At 71.7% G+C, this 19,093-nt stretch carries 20 protein-coding genes and 1 pseudogene; 15 read left to right on the forward strand and 6 right to left on the reverse strand.

What is annotated here, in order from left to right:
• Window positions 1-67: 67 nt before the first annotated feature.
• The 3 genes from WBK31_RS20620 (at window position 68) to WBK31_RS20630 (ending at window position 3,643) form a co-directional block, all read left to right on the forward strand.
• A complete protein-coding gene (locus tag WBK31_RS20620) occupies window positions 68-1,264 on the forward strand; it encodes an FAD-dependent oxidoreductase (protein ID WP_364054032.1) in 1,197 nt (398 codons plus the stop codon).
• A 91-nt stretch (window positions 1,265-1,355) separates the two neighbouring features.
• Entirely contained in the window at window positions 1,356-2,693 is a 1,338-nt protein-coding gene (locus WBK31_RS20625) for a class II 3-deoxy-7-phosphoheptulonate synthase (RefSeq protein WP_364054035.1), read from the forward strand.
• A gap of 182 nt (window positions 2,694-2,875) precedes the next feature.
• Window positions 2,876-3,643, forward strand: coding sequence for an SAM-dependent methyltransferase (locus tag WBK31_RS20630; RefSeq protein ID WP_364054038.1), 768 nt, complete (start codon window positions 2,876-2,878; stop codon window positions 3,641-3,643).
• 62 nt (window positions 3,644-3,705) lie between these two features.
• Here the strand turns inward: WBK31_RS20630 and trxA are convergent, their stop codons facing one another.
• Both trxA and WBK31_RS20640 read right to left on the reverse strand, forming a co-directional pair.
• Complete coding sequence (trxA, locus tag WBK31_RS20635; RefSeq protein ID WP_364054041.1) at window positions 3,706-4,083, reverse strand: thioredoxin; 378 nt, start codon at window positions 4,081-4,083, stop codon at window positions 3,706-3,708.
• Between the two features lie 117 nt (window positions 4,084-4,200).
• Window positions 4,201-5,310, reverse strand: a complete 1,110-nt coding sequence (locus WBK31_RS20640; RefSeq protein ID WP_406672983.1) for an ExeM/NucH family extracellular endonuclease — start codon at window positions 5,308-5,310, stop codon at window positions 4,201-4,203.
• A gap of 113 nt (window positions 5,311-5,423) precedes the next feature.
• Between WBK31_RS20640 and WBK31_RS20645 the strand changes: the two genes are divergently transcribed.
• Together WBK31_RS20645 and WBK31_RS20650 are read left to right on the forward strand one after the other, a co-directional pair.
• Window positions 5,424-5,774, forward strand: a complete 351-nt coding sequence (locus tag WBK31_RS20645) for a hypothetical protein (RefSeq protein ID WP_406672984.1) — start codon at window positions 5,424-5,426, stop codon at window positions 5,772-5,774.
• Between the two features lie 245 nt (window positions 5,775-6,019).
• The gene (locus WBK31_RS20650; RefSeq protein WP_406672985.1) at window positions 6,020-7,267 is read left to right on the forward strand and encodes a pentapeptide repeat-containing protein; all 1,248 of its coding nucleotides are present in this window, start codon (window positions 6,020-6,022) and stop codon (window positions 7,265-7,267) included.
• A gap of 175 nt (window positions 7,268-7,442) precedes the next feature.
• On the opposite strand, the gene WBK31_RS20655 is transcribed toward WBK31_RS20650, so the two are convergent.
• Both WBK31_RS20655 and WBK31_RS20660 read right to left on the reverse strand, forming a co-directional pair.
• Window positions 7,443-7,907 carry an SRPBCC domain-containing protein gene (locus WBK31_RS20655; protein ID WP_378787990.1) on the reverse strand — a complete coding sequence of 155 codons (465 nt, stop codon included), beginning with the start codon at window positions 7,905-7,907 and terminating at the stop codon, window positions 7,443-7,445.
• Window positions 7,864-8,226 carry a metalloregulator ArsR/SmtB family transcription factor gene (locus tag WBK31_RS20660; RefSeq protein WP_364054053.1) on the reverse strand — a complete coding sequence of 121 codons (363 nt, stop codon included), beginning with the start codon at window positions 8,224-8,226 and terminating at the stop codon, window positions 7,864-7,866. Before WBK31_RS20660 ends, WBK31_RS20655 begins: the two co-directional genes overlap by 44 nt.
• A 172-nt stretch (window positions 8,227-8,398) precedes the next feature.
• On the opposite strand from WBK31_RS20660, the gene WBK31_RS20665 reads away from it, so the two are divergent.
• Complete coding sequence (locus WBK31_RS20665; protein ID WP_364054056.1) at window positions 8,399-9,052, forward strand: permease prefix domain 1-containing protein; 654 nt, start codon at window positions 8,399-8,401, stop codon at window positions 9,050-9,052.
• Between the two features lie 22 nt (window positions 9,053-9,074).
• Here the strand turns inward: WBK31_RS20665 and WBK31_RS20670 are convergent, their stop codons facing one another.
• Entirely contained in the window at window positions 9,075-9,410 is a 336-nt protein-coding gene (locus WBK31_RS20670) for a helix-turn-helix transcriptional regulator (RefSeq protein ID WP_364054059.1), read from the reverse strand.
• Between the two features lie 101 nt (window positions 9,411-9,511).
• On the opposite strand from WBK31_RS20670, the pseudogene WBK31_RS20675 reads away from it, so the two are divergent.
• The 9 genes and pseudogenes from WBK31_RS20675 to WBK31_RS20715 form a co-directional block, all read left to right on the forward strand.
• Window positions 9,512-10,170, forward strand: a pseudogene (locus WBK31_RS20675) (cytochrome ubiquinol oxidase subunit I); the annotation flags it as partial.
• Between the two features lie 168 nt (window positions 10,171-10,338).
• Window positions 10,339-10,680, forward strand: coding sequence for a cytochrome ubiquinol oxidase subunit I (locus tag WBK31_RS20680; protein ID WP_406675513.1), 342 nt, complete (start codon window positions 10,339-10,341; stop codon window positions 10,678-10,680).
• A 13-nt stretch (window positions 10,681-10,693) separates the two neighbouring features.
• The gene (locus WBK31_RS20685; RefSeq protein WP_364054065.1) at window positions 10,694-11,458 is read left to right on the forward strand and encodes a cytochrome d ubiquinol oxidase subunit II; all 765 of its coding nucleotides are present in this window, start codon (window positions 10,694-10,696) and stop codon (window positions 11,456-11,458) included.
• 54 nt (window positions 11,459-11,512) lie between these two features.
• A complete protein-coding gene (gene cydD / locus WBK31_RS20690) occupies window positions 11,513-13,312 on the forward strand; it encodes a thiol reductant ABC exporter subunit CydD (RefSeq protein WP_406672986.1) in 1,800 nt (599 codons plus the stop codon).
• On the forward strand, window positions 13,309-15,030 hold the full coding sequence (gene cydC, locus WBK31_RS20695) for a thiol reductant ABC exporter subunit CydC (RefSeq protein WP_364054071.1): 1,722 nt from the start codon (window positions 13,309-13,311) through the stop codon (window positions 15,028-15,030). The genes cydD and cydC overlap by 4 nt, the downstream gene beginning before the upstream one ends.
• A 79-nt stretch (window positions 15,031-15,109) precedes the next feature.
• Window positions 15,110-15,739 carry a hypothetical protein gene (locus tag WBK31_RS20700; protein WP_406672987.1) on the forward strand — a complete coding sequence of 210 codons (630 nt, stop codon included), beginning with the start codon at window positions 15,110-15,112 and terminating at the stop codon, window positions 15,737-15,739.
• Window positions 15,736-16,077, forward strand: coding sequence for a transcriptional regulator (locus WBK31_RS20705; RefSeq protein WP_406672988.1), 342 nt, complete (start codon window positions 15,736-15,738; stop codon window positions 16,075-16,077). Before WBK31_RS20700 ends, WBK31_RS20705 begins: the two co-directional genes overlap by 4 nt.
• On the forward strand, window positions 16,074-16,955 hold the full coding sequence (locus WBK31_RS20710; protein WP_406672989.1) for an ABC transporter ATP-binding protein: 882 nt from the start codon (window positions 16,074-16,076) through the stop codon (window positions 16,953-16,955). The genes WBK31_RS20705 and WBK31_RS20710 overlap by 4 nt, the downstream gene beginning before the upstream one ends.
• Window positions 16,948-17,688 carry an ABC transporter permease gene (locus WBK31_RS20715; protein WP_406672990.1) on the forward strand — a complete coding sequence of 247 codons (741 nt, stop codon included), beginning with the start codon at window positions 16,948-16,950 and terminating at the stop codon, window positions 17,686-17,688. The genes WBK31_RS20710 and WBK31_RS20715 overlap by 8 nt, the downstream gene beginning before the upstream one ends.
• 84 nt (window positions 17,689-17,772) lie before the next feature.
• Here WBK31_RS20715 and WBK31_RS20720 read toward each other — a convergent pair whose 3' ends face one another.
• Window positions 17,773-19,014, reverse strand: coding sequence for a S1C family serine protease (locus WBK31_RS20720; RefSeq protein WP_378787980.1), 1,242 nt, complete (start codon window positions 19,012-19,014; stop codon window positions 17,773-17,775).
• Window positions 19,015-19,093 lie beyond the last annotated feature (79 nt).

Here is a 19,093-nt window from a genome sequence, read left to right on the forward strand (position 1 = left end):
CGAGCCCTCCCGGATGGCCCTCGGCGAGCGAGAACCCGAGAGGTAGAATCTCATTAGGTGATGAATTATGGGAACTGTCATAGCGGGAGGCGGCCCGGCCGGTGCGATGCTGGCCCTTCTCCTGGCCAGGTCAGGCGTCGAGGTGACGCTGCTGGAGAAGCACAACGACTTCCTGCGGGACTTCAGAGGCGACACCATCCACCCCTCGACCCTGCAGGTGCTCGACGAGCTGGGCCTGGCGGAGGAGTTCCACAAGCTCCCCCATTACAAGGCGTACAACCTCAGCCTCGTCTCGGACTCCGGCGCCATCAGGCTGGCCGACATGAGCCACCTGCCCGGCAAGTTCCACTACATAGCGTTCGTCCCGCAATGGGACTTCCTCACGCTCATCACGCGGGCGGCGGCCCGGTACCCCACGTTCAAACTGCTCATGAACGCCGAGGCCACGGACCTGATCCGCGAGAACGGCGCGGTCCGCGGGCTGCGCTACCGCGACCCGTCAGGCGAGCACGAGATCAGGGCCGACCTGACCGTGGCCGCCGACGGCCGTACCTCGGTGCTGCGCGCGAAGGCCGGCCTGGTGCCGCAGGACCTCGGCGCGCCCATGGACGTGGTGTGGTTCCGGCTGCCCCGGGAGCCGGGCGACCGGCAGGACCCGTTCCTGCGGATCGCGAAGAACCGCCTCATGGTCGCCATCAACCGGGGCGACTACTGGCAGCTCGCGTACGTGATCATCAAGGGCGGCTACGACCGCCTGACACGCCAGGGCATCGACGCGCTGCGCGGGCCTGCTGCTGAGCTGCTGCCCTGGCTGGCCGGCCGGACCGAGCTGATCAGGAGCTTCGACGACGTCAGCGTGCTGACCGTCCGCCTCGACCGGCTGCGCCGCTGGCACCTGCCGGGGCTGCTGTGCATCGGCGACGCCGCGCACGCGATGTCGCCCGTCTTCGGCGTGGGCATCAACCTGGCCGTGCAGGACGCGGTCGCCACCGCCAACCTGCTGGCCGGACCGCTCAGGTACGGCAGGCCGCTCCCCGAGCGGGCGCTGCACCTGGTGCAGCGGCGCCGCATGCCGCCCACCCTGATCACGCAGGCGGTGCAGCGGTTCGTGCAGGACAGGTTCATCAGCCCCGCGCTCACCGACGGCTTCGACCCCGACAGGCTGCCCCGCGACCTGACGCGGATCCCGGTGCTCAACGCGCTGGCGGCGCGGATGATCGGCCTCGGCGTACGGCCCGAGCACCTCTTGGCAAAGGAGCCTTGACCTCCTCTGGGTTCGCACCCGTATAACCGCATTCTCACAACGTGGACAAGGGGGTCGGTGGGGTCGAGCCAGTGGAATACCCTCGTATCTCGTGAGCAGCAATCTAGTGGATCTCGATTCCTGGCGAGCCCTCCCCGCGGCACAGCAGCCTGACTGGCCCGACCGCGGCGAGCTCGACAAGGTTGTCGCCGAGCTCGGCGGCCTGCCCCCGCTGGTCTTCGCCGGCGAGTGCGACCAGCTCAAGGAGCAGATGGCGGCCGTAGCGCGCGGTGAGGCGTTCGTCCTGCAAGGCGGCGACTGCGCTGAGACGTTCGCGGGCGCGACCGCCGACAACGTGCGGCAGAAGCTGAAGACGTTGCTGCAGATGGCGATCGTGCTGACCTATGCCGGCCGGGTGCCGGTCGTCAAGATCGGCCGGGTCGCGGGGCAGTTCGCCAAGCCGCGCTCGAAGCCCACCGAGGTCCGCAACGGCGTGGAGCTGCCGGCGTACCGGGGCGACATGGTCAACGGGTTCGACTTCACGCCGGAGGCCCGCACGCCCGATCCGTGGCGGCTGCTCAAGGCGTACCACTCCTCCGCCGTGACGCTCAACCTGGCCCGCGCCTTCACCAAGGGCGGCTACGCCGACCTGCGCCAGGTGCACGCGTGGAACCAGGACTTCGTCGCCGAGTCACCCGCGGGCCGCCGCTACGAGCAGCTGGCCAGGGAGATCGACCAGGCGCTCGCCTTCATGCGGGCCTGCGGGGCCGACCCCGAGGAGTTCCACACGGTCGAGTTCTACTCCTCGCACGAGGCGCTGATCCTCGACTACGACCGTGCGCTCACGCGCATCGACTCGCGCACGGGGCTGCCGTACGACGTGTCGGCCCACATGGTCTGGATCGGCGAGCGCACCCGCCAGCTCGACGGGGCGCACGTCGACTTCTTCTCCAAGATCCGCAACCCGATCGGCGTCAAGCTCGGGCCCACCACCACGCCCGACGAGGCGCTCGCGCTGGTGGAGAAGCTCAACCCGGCCAACGAGGCGGGGCGGCTGACGTTCATCACCAGGATGGGCGCATCCAAGATCCGCGAGCACCTGCCCGCGCTGGTCAAAGAGGTCACCGCGTCCGGCGCGCGGGTCGCGTGGGTGTGCGACCCGATGCACGGCAACACGTTCGAGGCGCCGAGCGGCCACAAGACGCGGCGCGTCGACGACGTGCTCGACGAGGTGGCCGGCTTCTTCGAGGTGCACCGCTCGCTCGGCACCCACCCCGGCGGCATCCACATCGAGTTCACCGGTGACGACGTGACCGAGTGCGTGGGCGGCGGCCACGAGATCAACGAGGCCGATCTCGCCACCCGCTACGAGACGGCCTGCGACCCGCGGCTCAACCGCAGCCAGTCGCTCGACCTCGCCTTCCAGGTGGCCGAGCTCTACCGCGGCTGACGCGTCGCGGCTTACTCAGCGTGGCCGGACGGCGGGCCGGAGTGATGCTCCGGCCCGCCGTTCGCGCTTTCCGATAAAGAGTGATCCAGGTCTCATCGGCGGGCATTCCGGAACCTGAGAGAAAGGTGAGGTATGAGAGCTATGATCGCCCGCAAAAGCTCTCATATTTCAGGAGAAATGACGTGGCTGGTGCTCCGGAGGGGGTCGACCCGAACGTCCCCAACGTCGCGCGTATGTACGACTACTTCCTCGACGGCAAGGACAACTTCGCGGCCGATCGGGCAGCGGCCGAAGAGATCTTGAAGAAATTCCCGCACACCAAGGAAGGCGCCAGGGCGAACCGCGACTTCCTGCGCCGCGCCGTGCGCTATCTGGTGGACGCCGGCATCGAGCAGATCGTGGACCTGGGCGCCGGCCTGCCCACGCAGGGCAACACGCACGAGATCGCCCCGCAGGCGCGCGTCGTCTACGTGGACTACGACTCGGTGGTGTGCGTGCACGGCAGGGCGCTGCTGGCCAGGAAGGAGAACGTCGACTTCCTCCAGGCCGACGTGCGCGAGCCGGACGTGCTGCTCGGCAAGCTGCGCGGGCTGATCGACTTCGACAAGCCGGTGGCGTTCCTGATGCTGGCGCTGCTGCACTTCATCGAGGACGAGCACGCCTACGACCTGGTGGCCAAGCTGCGCGCGGCCAGCGTGCCCGGCAGCTACCTGGTGATCAGCCACGCCGTCGACCCGACGCCGGACATCACGCCGCAGGCGCTGGAGATCTACAAGAAGTCGACGGCCCAGCTCAACCTGCGCACGCGCGAGGACATCGAGCGCTTCTTCGAGGGCTACGAGCTGGCCGAGCCCGGGCTGACGTTCCCGGCCCGCTGGCGTCCCGACGAGGAGAAGCCGCTCGGCGACAACATCACGTTCGGCTACGTCGGCGTCGCACGCAAGCTCTGACGCCGGCCGCACGCGCGTGAGGCCCCGCCGTCGTCCGGCGGGGCCTCACGCGTGTCGGAAGCTCAGTTCTGCTGCTGGGCGTTCTTCAGCTCCTCGGCGAGCTCGGCCCTGATCGCGTCCATGTCGAGGGCCCTGACCTGACGGATGAGGTCTTCAAGCGCGGGCGCCGGAATGGCGCCGGCCTGCGCGAAGACGACGATGCCGTCGCGGATGGCCATCAGCGTCGGGATCGAGGTGATGTCGAACCCCTGAGCCAGCCCCTGCTCAGCGTCGGTGTCAATCTTGCCGAAGGTGATGTCCTCGTGCTTGTCCGACGCCTGCTCGAAGATCGGACCGAACTTCTTGCACGGCGGGCACCACTCGGCCCAGAAGTCGAGCAGCACGATCCCCTTGTCGGCGATCTCGTTGAAGTTCTTCTCGGTTACTTCGATGGTCGCCACAAGTGGCTCCTTGCTCGTTGTCGCTAGCAGTGCATCCGTCTCAACCACGTACCCACACCCAGCATTCCATGCTCCGGCGCCGGGCGCGGCCCCTCTTGGCGACCGCGCCCGCGCGGATCAGCGGCCGCCGGGCAGGTTCAGGCCGATGACCAGGGGATCGTGGTCGGAAGATCGGTAGGCGTCGGGCCGGTAGAGATCCGGCGGATTGAACTCGGTGTTGTAGTCGCGGATGCGCGGCTCGTCGGCGTTGATGTGCCAGATCGTGGCGCCGCTGACCCGCTTGAGCAGCTGCCGGCCGACGAGGGCGTGGTCCAGCTCGCCCGCCAGCCCGTCGAACAGGTAGCTGTAGCGCTGCCCGGCGGGCACGAACCGCTTGGTGACACTGGCCAGGCCGCCCGCTTCGAGTGTGCGGATCGGGTCCTCCTCGCCGTAGGCGTTGAGGTCGCCGAGCACGATCGGGTGGGGCAGGTCCTGCTCCTCGATGATGCCGAGCAGGGCCTTGGCCTGGGCGACGCGGGTGGCGTTCCAGCAGCTCTGGCCGTCGCCCTGGTCGGCGTCGGGCCCGCCGGACGGGCAGCTTCCCTTCGACTTGAGGTGGTTGACCAGCATGGTGAACGGCTGGCCGCCGCCCTTCCTGCGGAAGGTCTGGATCAGCGGCGGACGGCTGAACACCGGGTCCTGCGACGACGTCGCCGCGCCGACCGGGGTCAGTTTGCCCGGCTTGTAGATGATGCCGACCTGGATGGCGTCGGTGCCGGGGTACGGGTGCGCGAGCGCGGCGTACGTACCGGCGCCGACCTCGGCGTTGACCGCGTCCACGAGCGCCTGGAGCGCGGTCTGGCCGTTGTTCTCGACCTCCATGAGGGCGACCGCGTCGGCGTCGAGCCCCTTGAGCGCGGACACCAGCTTGGCGAGCTGGCGCCGCTGCTCCTCCGCGTTGTCCGCGCCGCGCGAGCCGAGCGTGGTGAACCAGTTGAGGGTGTTGAAGGAGGCCACCTTGACGTTGCCGCCCACCCGGGCCGGCCTGGCCGGGCGCGGGCCGGCGCTCGCGTACGCGATGGGCTCGGTGGGCTGGAGCCGGTAGGAGCCGAAGCCGTAGCCGAGCACGCCGGTGACGCCGCGCGCCACGTCGCCCGCGCGTACGACGGGCGGCAGCGTCGCGGGGTTCTCCCGGGTGGAGGCGTCGTCCACGAGCAGCGCGCGGCGCTCGTTCCCGGCGGCGTCCACGCCGTGCCGGTCGGTCGGCTGGAAGCAGGCCCTGCGCGGAGAGCGTGACCTCGCCGTAGCGGCCCAGGTTGTAGTGGTCGCTGACGGTCAGCGGCTGCGGGAAGGTCAGCAGCATGTTCTCGACCTGCTCCAGGCTCGCGCCCGCCGCCACCGGCAGCCGGTACGGCAGCGGCGCCACCCGGCCCGTGCCGCAGACGTCCACGGCGGTGACGGGCGACAGCTCGGTCCGGCCGTTGTACTCGGTGACCGTGCCGGTGATCAGGACGCGGTCGCCGACCTTGACGTCCCTGACCGACTCGCGGGCGTACGCGAACAGCCCCTCGGACGTGGCCGGATCGGCGTCGGGCCGCGGATCCTGCAGGAAGAAGCCGCTGAGCTGGTCGGTCCGCTGGAAGTCGGCGGTGACGACGCCTTCGACGCGCACGGTCTGTCCGGCCAGAGGGCTGGCGTCCCCGGCGCCCTGAACCTGCGCGATGCGGTGGGAGGCGGGGGTGGCGCAGGCGGCGCTCGCCCCTGGAGCGGGGTCGGCGGCGGCCGGGGCGGCGGGCAGCGCCGCGCAGGCCGCGACGACGGCGGCCAGGGACGCTCGCGATAAAGCTTGCATGTCCGGCACTTTACGGCTAATTCCGGCTGCCTATTTCCACATAAAGATGGCTAGAACATTAAATTGTCGAACCTTGACATCGGCGGTTGCGGGTATCACTTGTGCATGGACTGGGTCACCTGCGCGCATTCCGCTGCTTGCACAGGAATCGCTAGCCGTCCCACCGGCCTGTGCCTTGCCCACCTCGGCCCCGAGGATTCGCGCGCGGCGCTCGCCGGGCTCTCCCCCGGCCGCCTGCTCGACCTGCGCGGCACCACCGTCACCAGTACCCTGCTCGGCATGGTGCTCGACGCCACCGGCGGCCGCCCGGGACGCGCCCGCCTCGACCGGGCCAGGTTCACCGGCGACGTGCGGCTGTCCGGGGTGACCTTCTGCGGCGACGTGTCCCTTGACGGCGCCAGGTTCGACCGGTTGGCCTCGTTCTTCGGGGCCCGTTTCGAGGGCAACGTGTCGCTCGCGGGCGTCAGGTTCGGCCGCGAACTGTCCTTCCATGGCGTGACCGTACGCGGGCACGTCTCGCTCGACCAGGCCGTGATGTCGCGCGACGCGCTGTTCAGCGAGGCCGACTTCGGGCACGGGCTGTCGTGCGAGCGGGCCAGGTTCGACGGGTACGCCACCTTCGACGGCGCCGGCCTGGGCGACGGCGGGGTCTTCAGGGGCGCGCGCTTCGGCCGTACGCTGTCGTTCCGCAAGGTCAGGGGGCACGCCTGGTTCGAGGCCGCCCACTTCGCCTCCGACGCCTACCTGTCGGCCACCGGCCGGCTGTCGGCGGCCAGGGCGCGCGCCGACGGGCTGCTCGACGTGGCGGTGGCGCGCTGCGGCGTCGACCTGCGAGGCGTCGAGGTGACCGGCCCGGCCAACGTGCGCCTCACCGACTCCCAGGCCGATCTGGAGGGCGCGGTGCTGCACGGCCCGGCCACCGTGACCGGGCGCGGCAGGTCCACGCTCACCTCGCTGCGCCATGTCGACGCCGGCGACCTCGTCCTGCACGGGCTCGACCTGACGACGTGCCGCTTCGCGGGGCTGGTGCACCCGTCGGGGGTGCGGGTCGAGGACTGCACGTTCGCGTTCACGCCGCGCGGGGTGCGGCTCAGCCTGCGCTGGCCGATGCTGCGCCGGCTCTCCCGGCGGCGGGCACCGGCCGGCGAGCGCACGCTGCACGGGAGCGAACACAGCGGAGAACACGGAAGCGGAAGCCGCGGCGACGGCCCCGACGACACCGGCGCCGCGCCCGACGGGCCGGCCGCCCTCTACGCGGGCCTGCGGCCCGGCGACCAGGCCACCGACGCCGGCTTCGCCTTCGCCACGACGGAGATGCGCCGCCGAGCCGGTCACGGCCGGTGGGGGCGCTGACCCGGGCGGCCGTTCTGTGAGACACGGATTCCGGTACGACGCGGCTTCGCGCACCGGCGAGCACGCGTCCCCGGCGCGCCGGGTCGTTCCGCGGCAAGGGCGGCCTGGACAGGCCGCACCGGACGCGTCCCCGGCTCACTGGGGCGTTCCCCGCCGACCGCCGCCCAGGCAGGGGTCAGAACTCGGCGGCGATCTCTTCGATGGCGGCGAAGTGCCCGCGCCAGCCGCCGCCCATGATGCGCCGCGACATCTGCTGCAGCTCGTCGTCCGGATCGAAGCCCTCGTGGTCGAGGAAGAGCCGGGTGCCCTTGCCCTCGGGCTCCAGCCGCCACGTCACGGTCCAGTCCGCCCGGCCGTCGCTCCAGGCGAGCCTGAGCAGCTTCTCCGGCTCGATGGCCAGCACCTCGCAGCGCACGATCCCGTCGAAGCCGACCTGCGGCCTGGGCGTGGTGGTGAACGTGAAGCGGTGGCCGACCTCGGGCTTGAAGTCGTTCGGCATCAGCCAGCGGGCCATCAGCTCCGGCTCGGTGAGCGCCCGCCACACCTTGGCCGGCGGGTGGGCGAGGACCTGATCGAGCCTGATGGCCCGGCGGTCGTCATCGGTCTTGGGGGTTCCCGCCGGGGGCAGGGTCGGTGGCATCGTCGTCCTCCATGTCGTCGAGCAGGGTGGAGAGCGCGGCGAGACGTTCCCGCCAGAAGCGCTCGTACGGGCTGAGCCAGTCGCGGATCTCCATGAGCGGCCCCGCCTCCAGCCGGTAGTGGCGCTCGCGGCCCCTGCGGCTCTCGGAGACCAGCCCCGCGTCCTTGAGCACCTTGAGGTGCTCCGACACGCTGGGCCTGCTCATGTCGAAGTGCTCGGCCAGCCGCCCGGCGGGCTGGGCGCCCTCGTCGAGCAGCAGGCGCAGCAGCTCGCGCCGCACCGGGCTGGCCAGGGCGCTGAAGACGTGGTCGGTGCTCACGTCCGGCCGCCCTTCACATGGCCGCGGGCGCGAGCAGCGACGGTCGCGAGTAAGGAGATGGGCATGTCGGACACTATACGTAGGTTTTTTCCTACATGTCACCCCCGGCCTCCGGCGCAATATCAGGGAATTCCCCGATGAAGCCCAGGGTCGTGCTCTCTAGACTTGAGCCATGCTCATCGACGACTACGTGTCCGAGCTTGATCGGGCCCTGTGCGGCCCTCCGGGACCCAAGCGCGACCTGGTCGTCGAGGCACGTGACAGCCTGCTCGACACCGCCGAGGCACTCGAGGCCGAAGGGCTCGATCGGGAGGAGGCCGAGCGGCAGGCGGTGAAGGAGTTCGGCGACATCGCCGAGATCACCCCCGGCTACCAGATGGAGCTGACCGCCGCGTCGGGCCGGCGGCTGGGCACGCTGCTGTTCGTGAGCGTGCCGATCACGGTCGCGATGTGGTCGGTGCTGTGGCGGATCTACCCCGGCGACGCCGCCGCCTGGGCCGCCGCGCCCGCCTGGTCCGGCGTCGTCTCCGAGCTGATCGACGTGCTCCAGCTCGCCACCGGCGTGTACGGCGGCCTGGTGGTCTTCGCGCTGAGCAGGGGCGCCCGCTGGATCAAGCGGCCCCGTCTCGCCATCAGGTCGATGGCCTTCATGGTCTTCGGCACGCTGGCGATCACCGCCGGGCTGTCGCTGGTGCTGTCGCTCGCCCTGGACACCTCGGCCTCGCTCGCCCCGCTGCCGGCCCTGCTGGCGAACCTGGTCACCTCGGCGATGTGGGGCCTGCAGATCTACGGCGCCACGCAGTGCGTGCGCGTGACGCGTTCCTGAGCCCGGCTCACCCCAGCCCGGCTCACCCCAGCGCTGCGGACTCGGCGCGCAGCACGCTGCCGATCACGGTGGAGAACTCCCGCCAGGCCGATCGCTCTCCCTGAAGCTGCTTCCTCCCCGATTCGGTGAGCCGATAGGTGCGGCGCTTGCGCCCGCCCACGGTCGCCCACTCGCTCGACAGGTAACCGATGCGCTCGAGCCTGCGCAGCGCCGGATAGACGGTGCCGGTGGGCACGCTGAGCACTCCCCCGCTGCGCTCCTGCAGGGCCTCGATGATGGCATAGCCGTGCAGCGGCTCGTCCTCCAGCACGGAGAGCAGCAGAGCGTCCATGTGCCCGCGCAACGCGTCCGGATTCATGACTTCGATCCTAGTGACCGGTCTCCCATGTAGCCAGTCTACATGTAGACTTTCTACGTGTAGGCTACCTACGTATCGAGGGACACGACTTCGGAGCGGTGATGGACGTCCTGGATCTGGCACGCACACAGTTCGCGTTGACCGGCAGCCTGCACTTCCTGTTCGTGGTGCTCACGCTGGGCCTGGCGCCACTCGTGGCGATCATGCACACCCGGTGGGCACGGACCGGGCAGCCGCTGCACGAGCGCATGACGCGCTTCTGGGGGCAGATCTACGTGATCAACTACGCGCTCGGCATCGTGACCGGGCTCGTCATGGAGTTCCAGTTCGGGCTGGCGTGGAGCGGGCTGACCGACTACGCGGGCGACGTGTTCGGCGCGCCGCTCGCCATGGAGACGCTGCTCGCCTTCTTCCTGGAGTCCACCTTCCTCGGCCTGTGGATCTTCGGCTGGGCCGGCTGCCCAAGTGGGCGCACGTGGCCTGCATCTGGGCGGTGACGCTCACCGCGTACGCGAGCGCGTTCTTCATCATGGTCGCCAACTCGTTCCTGCAGAACCCGGCGGGCGCCGTCGCCGACGGCGAGCGGCTGCGGCTGGCGGACTTCGGCGCGCTGCTCACCAACAAGGCGCTGACCTTCTCGTTCCCGCACGTCATCGGGGCCGGGCTGTTCACCGGCGGGATGGTGCTGGTGGGCGCGAGCGCGTACCGGCTGTGGCGGCGCGCGGAGGAGACGGAGTTCTTCGGCCGGTCGCTGCGCACTGGCGTGCTCGCCGCCGCCCTCGGCATCATGGTGACCGTCGCCTTCGGCTACGCCCAGTTCGGCGGCGTCGCCGAGGGCAAGTTCGGCAGCGGCAACGTGCCGGCGTCCGTGGCGCTCGGTTTCATGATCGAGATCGGCCAGCTCCTGGCGCTGGTCGTGCTGTTCGTGATGCTGCCGCTGATCCGGGTGCTGCCGCGGGCCCGCTGGGCGCACCCGGTGCTCATGCTGATGACACCGCTGCCGTTCATCCTGGCGATCCTCGGCTGGATGGCCAGGGAGATCGGCAGGCAGCCGTGGATGATCTGGGAGCGGCTCACCGTCGCCGACGCCATGACGCCCGGCCTGACCGCCGGCATGGTGACGACCTCGCTGATCGGATTCACCGCCGTGCTCGGGCTGCTGGCGGTCGTCGACTACGTGCTCATCGCCCGCGCGATCAGGCGGGGCCCGCAGGCGCCCGACCTCGGCGCCGCCGCCGAGAGCACGCCCTCCCCCGCCCTGACCTACTGAAGAGGTGCTGACGATGGAGCTGCTGTGGTTCGCCGTCTTCACGGTGCTGCTGACCGGTTACTTCGCCCTTGAGGGCTTCGACCTCGGTGTGGGGCTGCTGCTGCCGCTGCTCGGCAGGACGCGCGCCGACCGGGACCGCATGGTGGCCGCGATCGCCCCGTACGTGCTGGCCAACGAGGTGTGGCTGGTCGCCGTGGGCGGGACGCTCGCCGGGGTCTACCCGCTGCTGGACGGCCGGGTGCTGTCCGCCCTGTATCCGCTGGTCGTGGCCATGCTGCTGAGCTGGGTGCTGCGCGATGCCGGGCTGTGGTTCCGCCGCAGGGCCGGCGGCACGGTCTGGCGGGGCTTCTGGGACGCCGCCATCGCATTCGGCTCGCTCGGCCTGTCCGCCGGCTGGGGCATGGCCCTGTACGCCGCCGCCACCGGCTTCCAGGCCCCCGCGGTGCACCCGCTCGGGCTGCTGCTCGGCGTCGTGGTGACGCTGCTGTTCGCCTTCCACGGCTGGACGTTCCTGGCCTGGCGCACGCCCGGCGTGTTCGGGGCCGCGCGGTCCGGGCGGGCGCTGCTGGTGTCGGGGGCGGCGGCCGCGCTGCCCGCGCTCGGAGTGCTGGTGGCCGCGATGCCGTACCTGCTGGAGCACACCGCTCCCCCGGCCACGCTGAATGTGCTCAGTCTCATGGTCCTGCCTGTCGCGCCCATCCTGGTAGGGGCGCAAGTATGGGTATGGCGCACTTTCCGGCCAGGCAAGGACGCCGTCCTGCTCCCGTCGTTCTTCTGAGGACCACCGAGGGCTACTACTAGGGGCTCTGTGCACAAGGGTTTGCTTTCGCTCATGCGGGCCGAGCGCGCGGTCCGCACGCATCTCGCCGTCACCATGGCCGCCGCCGTGCTCGCAGGGCTGCTCGTGCTGGTGCAGGCCGAGCTGCTCGCGGGCGTGCTGTCCGGGCGGTTCACCGCGGCCGCGCTCGGCGTACTGGCGGCCGTGGTCGGGGTGCGGGCGCTGCTGGCCTGGACACAGGGCGTCTTCGCCGGGCGCACCGCCACCGGCGTCAAGTCCGCGCTGCGCCGGCGGCTGCTCGGACGGCTGCGCGAGCTGGGCCCCGCCCGGCTGACCGCCCACCGCTCCGGCGAGCTCGTCACGCTCGCCGGACGCGGTCTCGACGGGCTCGACAACTACCTGACCGGCTACCTGCCGTCCATCGCCGTGGCCGGTGTCGTGCCGCTGGCCGTGCTCGTCCGGCTGTTCGCCGCCGACCTGGCCAGCGCCGTGATCGTGCTGGTGACGCTGCCGCTGATCCCGATCTTCGGCGCGCTCGTCGGCATGACCACCAAGGCCGTCACCGAACGTCAGTTCAAGGCGCTGTCGCGGCTCGGCGGCCACTTCCTCGACGTCGTGCGCGGGCTGCCCACGCTGCGCGCCTTCGGCCGGGCCCGCTACCAGGCCGGCGTCATCCGGCAGGTCGCCGACGCGCACCGCAGCGCCACCATGCGGACGCTGCGGGTGGCGTTCCTGTCGTCGCTCGTGCTGGAGCTGTGCGCCTCGCTGTCGCTGGCACTGGTCGCGGTGCCGATCGGGCTGCGGCTGCTCGGCGGCTCGCTGGACCTGACGACGGCGCTGCTGGTGCTGCTGCTCGCGCCTGAGGCGTACCTGCCGCTGCGGGCCATGGGGACGCGTTTCCACGCCTCCATGGAGGGCGTGGCGGCGGCCGACGCGGCCTTCGCCGTCCTGGACGCCGAGACCGGCGAGCGCACGGGCGGGACCCGCGAGGTCGCGGGCGGCGGCGCGCCGGAGATCCGGCTGGAGAACGTCACCGTGCGCTACCCCGGCCGCGACACGCCCGCCCTTGAGGACGTCTCGCTGACCATCGCGCCGGGCGAGCGGGTGGCGCTGGTGGGCGAGAGCGGCGGCGGCAAGAGCACGCTGCTCCACCTCATACTCGGTTTCGTCCAGCCGTCCTCGGGCCGGGTCCTGATCGACGGTGCCGACCTGCGCGAGCTCGACCTCGCGGGGTGGCGGGCGAGGCTCGCCTTCGTGGCGCAGCGGCCGCATCTGTTCGCCGCGTCGGTGGCCGACAACATCCGGCTCGGGGCCCCCTCCGCCTCGCTCGACGACGTGCGCAGGGCGGCCGAGGCGGCGCACGCCGACTTCGTCGCCGATCTGCCGCAGGGGTTCGACACGGTGCTGGGCGAGCGCGGCGCGAACCTGTCGGCGGGGCAGCGCCAGCGGGTCGCCCTGGCCCGCGCCTTCTGCCGCCCCGACGCCTCGGTGCTGCTCCTCGACGAGCCCACGGCCCGGCTCGACGGCCGCAGCGAGGCCGCGGTGGTGGCGGCCACCGCCAAGCTGGCCCAGGGCCGTACGGCGGTCATCGTCGCGCACCGGCCCGCCATGATCGAGCTCGCCGACCGCGTGATCCGCGTCCACGACGGCCGCATCCTCTCCGACACCGCCAGGACCGGCACCCGGGCGGATGGCGCGGCGGCCGAGGACGTACGCGTGGCGCCTCAGGACGGCGAGCGGGCCCAGCAGGCACACGCGGAGCCAGAGGACGGCGAGCGGGCCCAGCAGGCACACGCGGAGGCTCGGGACGGCGCGCCTGCCGGGCAAGCACGTGGGGAAGGGAGCGGACGATGAAGCGGCGGTTGGGCCTGCGCCTGTGGTGGGCGGTGCTGGCCGGGTCGGCGGCCGACCTGGCCGGTCTCGGGCTCATCGCGGCGGCCGCCTGGCTGATCACCCGGGCCGCCGAGCAGCCGCCGCTGGCCGCGCTGAGCGTGGCGATCGTGGCGACCAGGGCGTTCGCCACGAGCAAGGGCGTCTTCCGCTACGCCGAGCGCCTCACCGGCCACGACGTCGCCCTGCGCGCCCAGGCGGGCACCAGGGAGGACCTGTACGAGGCGCTCATCCCGCCGCAGCGCCCCCGCCACGGCGGTGCCGACCTGTTGAGCCGCATGGTGGACGACACCGAGGCCGTCCAGGACCTGCTGGTCCGCTGCCTGCTGCCGGCCGTGGCCGCGGCGATCGCCGGCCTCGCGGCCGTGGTCATCGGGCTGACGATCCTGCCGGTGGCGGCGCTGGTGCTGCTGGCGGGCCTGGCGCTGGCCGGGGTGCTGCTGCCCGCGGGCACGGCCGCCGCGGCGCGCCGCTGGTCGGCGCGGATCGCCCCGGCGCGGGCGGCGCTGGCGGGCCGGGTGGCCGACCTGGTGCACGGCTCGGCCGACCTGGCCGCGTACGGCGCGGACGGGGCGGCCCTGGACCGGGCGCTGGCGGCCGATGACGCGCTGGCCGCACTCGAACGCCGCCAGGCCCGCGTGCACGCCGCCGCCCTGGCCGGCGGCACCCTGCTGCAGGGCCTGACCGTGGCGGCCGTGGTGCTGCTCGCCCAGTCGGCGGGCGTGGACTCGGTCGGCACGGCGGTGCTCGCTCTGACCGGGCTGGTGGCGTTCGAGCCGGTGCTGCCGCTGGCGGCGGCGGGCGAGCGGATGGCGGGCATCACGGCGGCGCTGCGGCGGCTGCGCGAGGTGCGCTCGTCGGAGCCGGCCGTCACCGAGCCCGCCGCGCCCAAGCCCCGCCCCGAGCCGCCGCTCACCATCGAGATCGAGGACCTCGTGGTCCGCCACCCGGCGCTCGACGGGGAGGCACGCGACGGCGACCACCCGGCCCCCTACGGCGGTCGCCCGGCGCTCGACGGGGTGTCGCTGCGGGTCGAGCCCGGCCGGCGGGTGGCGATCGTCGGGCCGAGCGGCGCGGGCAAGAGCACGCTGCTGGCCGCCCTCATGCGCCTGGTCGAGCCCGACTCCGGCCGCATCACGGTGAACGGCGTGGACGTGCGCGACCTGCCGGGCGACGACGTACGCGCCCTCATGACCGGCCTCACCCAGGACCCGTACATCTTCCGCGCGAGCCTGCGCGACAACCTGCGCCTGGCGGGCCCCGACGCGGACGACGAGCGGCTGCTGCGGGCGGTGCGCGACGCCCGCCTGGACGGCTGGGTCGAGCGGACCGGCTGGGACACCGAGCTGGGCGAGGACGGCAGGACGGTGTCGGGCGGCCAGCTCCAGCGGCTGGCGCTGGCCAGGGCGCTGCTGTACGACCCGCCTGTGCTGCTGCTCGACGAGCCGGCCGAGGCGCTCGACGAGGAGACCGCCGACCGGCTCATGGAGGATCTGCTCGACGTCACCCGCGACCGCACGACGCTGCTGGTGACCCACCGGCTCAAGGGCCTGGAGTCGGTCGACGAGGTGATCGTGCTGGAGGACGGCCGGGTGACGCAGCGCGGCACGCACGACGAGCTGGTACGCGTGCCCGGCTACTACCGCGACCTGTGGGAGTCGGAGGTCCTCACCCGGCGGTGACCGCCCCGTGCCCGCGAGTTGAGTTGGCGACGCCATCAGGTTTAAAGTGCAAACTACTTTATTGATTCGAGGAGTTTGCATGGCCGATGACGATGAGCGCGCGCCCAGCCCCGAGGAGATGCTGCGGGTCATCGAGGAGCAGAGCCACGCCACCGTGCGGCTGCTGAAGGGCGACCCGCGCCTGCTCTACGTCCCGTGGGGGGTGTCCTGGCTGCTCGGCTTCGCCGCCCTGTTCCTGCACTACGGCCTCGACGGGCGCTCCTACCTGCCGATCTCGCAGATGCAGGCGGTGAGCGTGCTGATGGGGGCCATGATCGTGGCGGGGGCGGTGTCCGCGTACGGGATCGTCAAGATGAACAAGTCGGTGCGCGGCGACACCTCGGCCAGGGGCGCGATGTACGGCTACGCGTGGCTGGCGGGCATGGTGCTGGCCTCGCTCATCGCGATCAGGCTGGGCCCGATGCTGCCCGCCGCCGAGCGCGGCCTGCTGTGGGCGGGCGGCCCGCTGCTGGTCGTCGCGTTGCTCTACATGCTGGGCGGCGCCATCTGGCTCAACTGGCCGATGTTCTTCATCGGCGGCTGGACGGCCGGTGTGAACGCGCTGGGCGTGCTGCTCGGCCCCGGCCCGCACGCGCTGCTGACGGCGGTTCTGCTGGGCGGCGGGTTCATCGCGGCCGGGCTGTGGCTGTGGCGGAGGCAGCGCGGGTGAGCGGGGACGCGGAGAACAAGCCAGGGGGCGCGCCGCCCGAGCTGGACCCGGTGATCCACGCCCAGGCGAGGCTGCGCGTGGTGGCCGCGCTCAACGTGCTGGCCGACGGCGACGAGATGGCGTTCAACTCGCTCAAGGAACTGCTCGGCATGACGGCGGGCAACCTGTCGGTGCACCTCACCAAGCTGGAGGACGCCGGCGACGTCCGCATCACCAAGACACACAGGGGCCGCACGCCCGTCACGTACGTGGCGCTGACCAAGCGCGGGCGGCTGGCCTTCGAGGAGTACACCGCGGCGATCCGCGCCCTGCTGGACAACGCTGGAGGAGTCCGATGACGGTTCTGGCCCGCGCCTTAGAGGTGACCCGCCGCTACGGCGACGTGGTGGCGCTCGACCGCGTCTCGCTCGACATCGGGGCGGGCGAGCTGGTCGGCCTGCTGGGCCCCAACGGGGCCGGCAAGTCCACGCTGCTCAGCCTGTTCGCCGGGCTGCGCCGGCCGACGTCGGGCACCATCGAGCTGCTCGGCGGCTCGCCGCTCGACCCGGTGACGCGGCGCGGCATCGGCGTGACCCCGCAGGAGACGGGGCTGCCGGAGTCGCTGCGGGTCGGCGAGGTGGTCGACTTCGTCTGCGCCCACTACCCCGATCCGGTCGGCAGGGAGGAGCTGCTCGGCCGGTTCGGGCTCGCCGACCTGGCCGGGCGTCAGGTCGGCGGCCTGTCGGGCGGTCAGCGGCGGCGGCTGGCGGTGGCGCTCGCGTTCGCCGGGAACCCGCGGCTGGTCTTCCTCGACGAGCCGACCACCGGTCTCGACGTCGAGGCCAGGCACGCCCTGTGGGCGGGCGTCACGGCCTTTCACGACAGCGGCGGCACGGTGCTGCTGACCAGCCACTACCTGGAGGAGATCGAGGCGCTGGCCGAGCGGGTCGTGGTGCTGGGCCACGGCCGGGTGCTGGCCGACGACACGGTGAACGCGATCCGCGGCCTGGTGGGCGTGCGGCGCGTCTCGCTGGTGGCCGAGCGCCTGCCCGAGCTGCCCGGCGTGCTCGGCAGCGAGCGGGCCGGCGACCGGATCAGCCTGGTCACCACCGACCCCGATCGGCTGGTGGTCGAGCTGGTCCGCAGCGGCGCGCCGTTCTCCGGCCTGGAGATCAGGCCCACCACGTTGGAAGAGGCGTTCCTCACGATCACCGGCAAGGAGTCGGCCCATGTCTAGCCTGGTCGCCGCGCACACCCGCGTCCTGCTGCTCGAACAGCTCAGAGTGCCCATCGGCCTGGCGGCGGGCGCGCTGTTCCCGGCCATAGCGCTGCTGGCGTTCGTGGTGCCGTTCGCCGGTGACGATCCGCGGGCGGCCACGATGGCGACGGCGTCGCTGATGCTGTTCGGCGCGATGTCGCAGGCGATCATCGGGCTGGCGGTCACGGTGTCGCAGGACCGCGAGCAGCCCTGGAACCCCTACGTCCGCACGCTGCCCGCCGGGCCGTTCCCCCGCTTCGCGGGGCGGATCCTCGCCGCGGTGGTGCAGATCCTGCTCGGGGTGGTGCCGGTGCTGCTGGTCGCGGCGCTGTTCACCGAGGCCGTCATCACGCCGGTGCGGCTGCTCGCGGCGCTGGCGACGCTGGTCGCGGGCTCGGTGCCGTTCATGCTGATGGGGCTGTGCGTCGGGTTCCTGCTGACCGCCAAGGCGGCGATCGCGGTGTCGCAGCTGCTGTTCTTTCCGCTCGGCGTGCTGGGCGGGCTGCTGCTGCCGCCGCATATCCTGCCGGGGGTCGTGGAGGCGGTCTCGCCGTTCACGCCCGCGCGTGGCGTGGCCGAGCTGCTGTGGGCGGTGACGGCGGGCACGACGCCCGACGGGGTGGCGCTGGCGGCGCTGGCCGGCTGGACGGTGCTGGCCGCCGTAGGGGCCGTGTGGGCGTACCGCCGCGACGAGGGGCGGCGCTTCACCTGAGGGGATGTGCCGGAGAACTGGGGGGTGTGCCGCCGAGTCCGCAGCGATCTCGACGACACACCCGTCCATGAGGGGTCCCGTGTGTTACGCGTTCTCCGCGAGGGTGACGTTCACCTCGTGACTGTCGCCATCCCTCATATATGTGATCTTGACCTCTTGGCCGGGTTTGAAACCTCTGACCTGCCCAACAACGGTATCGCCTCCGTCAACCATCTTGTCACCGATCTTCGTGATGAGGTCGCCTTGCTGCAGTCCGGCCTTGTCCGCCGGACTTCCGGGGGTGACCTCTCTGATCAGCGCGCCTGGCACGTCGCCGGTGGCGTCGGTCACGCTCACGCCGAGCCAGGCGTGCGTGACCTTGCCGCTGGAGATGAGCTGCTCGGAGACCTGCTTGGCGGTGTTGACCGGGATGGCGAAGCCGACGCCGCCGCCCGCCGCCTCGGAGGCGATCGCGGTGTTGATGCCGACGAGCTCGCCCGCCGCGTTCACCAGCGCGCCGCCGGAGTTTCCGGGGTTGATCGAGGCGTCGGTCTGGATGGCGCCACCGATCGTGGTGGGCATGCTCTCATTGGCCTGCGGCCAGCCGGGCGGGAGCTGCCTGCGCTCCTGGTTGCCGAGGTTCAGCGTACGGTCGAGCGCGCTGACGATGCCCGCCGTGACGGACCCGTCGAGGCCGAGCGGGCTGCCGATGGCCAGCACCGGGTCGCCGACCCTGAGCTTGTCGCTGTCGCCGAGCGTGGCCTTGACCAGGCCCGAGACGCCCTCGGCCTTGATGACGGCGAGGTCGGTCGCCGGGTCGGTGCCGACGATGGTGGCCCGCGCTGTCTTGCCGTCGCTGAACTTGACCGTCATCTGGCCGCCCTGGCCCGCCCCCACGACCACGTGGTTGTTGGTGAGGATCATGCCGTCCTCCGACAGCACCACGCCGGAGCCCTCACCGGTCTGCCCCTTGATCATCACGACCGTGGGCTGCACCTTGGCCGCCACCTCGGCCACCGTGAGCTGGTCGGAGGCCGACTTGAAGACCGGGCCGGGAGTCACGGGAGCGCTGCTCGCGACCGGCTCAGGCTGGAACGAGGTGGCGACAGCGGCCCCCACGACGCCGCCGACGACGGCCATGGCGGCCATGGCGAGACCCGCGATGACCTTCTGGCCGACGGTGAAGCGCGCCTGTTCGGGCTGCGCCGGCGGTGGCGGCGGCACCTCCATGACGATCGTCTCCCGTCGGGGAAAGCCCCCGGCTATCGGCGGGGTGGCGCCGAACTGGCTCCACCCACCGGAGTCCCGCCGCTCGGGACCCTGCTCGCGAGGCTCGTTCGCGTTCATCCTGTCATCTCCCTCGAATCCCTCTGCTTCAAGGGTGTCAAGACTCTCGTAAGAGCGGGCTAAGAGCGGAATTCCGCGG

Origin of the sequence: Nonomuraea sp. N2-4H, from assembly GCF_045291505.1 — a bacterium.
GTDB classification, from domain to species: domain Bacteria; phylum Actinomycetota; class Actinomycetes; order Streptosporangiales; family Streptosporangiaceae; genus Nonomuraea; species Nonomuraea fastidiosa.

Coding starts and splice junctions, on each gene's coding strand:
- WBK31_RS20620 (WP_364054032.1), top strand. CDS start 68: ATGGGAACTGTCATAGCGGGAGGCGGCCCGGCCGGTGCGATGCTGGCC.
- WBK31_RS20645 (WP_406672984.1), top strand. CDS start 5,424: ATGTTCTCGACCTGCTCCAGGCTCGCGCCCGCCGCCACCGGCAGCCGG.
- WBK31_RS20650 (WP_406672985.1), top strand. CDS start 6,020: ATGGACTGGGTCACCTGCGCGCATTCCGCTGCTTGCACAGGAATCGCT.
- WBK31_RS20655 (WP_378787990.1), bottom strand. CDS start 7,907: ATGCCACCGACCCTGCCCCCGGCGGGAACCCCCAAGACCGATGACGAC.
- WBK31_RS20665 (WP_364054056.1), top strand. CDS start 8,399: ATGCTCATCGACGACTACGTGTCCGAGCTTGATCGGGCCCTGTGCGGC.
- WBK31_RS20670 (WP_364054059.1), bottom strand. CDS start 9,410: ATGAATCCGGACGCGTTGCGCGGGCACATGGACGCTCTGCTGCTCTCC.
- WBK31_RS20680 (WP_406675513.1), top strand. CDS start 10,339: ATGCTGCCGCTGATCCGGGTGCTGCCGCGGGCCCGCTGGGCGCACCCG.
- WBK31_RS20685 (WP_364054065.1), top strand. CDS start 10,694: ATGGAGCTGCTGTGGTTCGCCGTCTTCACGGTGCTGCTGACCGGTTAC.
- cydD (WP_406672986.1), top strand. CDS start 11,513: ATGCGGGCCGAGCGCGCGGTCCGCACGCATCTCGCCGTCACCATGGCC.
- cydC (WP_364054071.1), top strand. CDS start 13,309: ATGAAGCGGCGGTTGGGCCTGCGCCTGTGGTGGGCGGTGCTGGCCGGG.
- WBK31_RS20700 (WP_406672987.1), top strand. CDS start 15,110: ATGGCCGATGACGATGAGCGCGCGCCCAGCCCCGAGGAGATGCTGCGG.
- WBK31_RS20710 (WP_406672989.1), top strand. CDS start 16,074: ATGACGGTTCTGGCCCGCGCCTTAGAGGTGACCCGCCGCTACGGCGAC.
- WBK31_RS20715 (WP_406672990.1), top strand. CDS start 16,948: ATGTCTAGCCTGGTCGCCGCGCACACCCGCGTCCTGCTGCTCGAACAG.
- WBK31_RS20720 (WP_378787980.1), bottom strand. CDS start 19,014: ATGAACGCGAACGAGCCTCGCGAGCAGGGTCCCGAGCGGCGGGACTCC.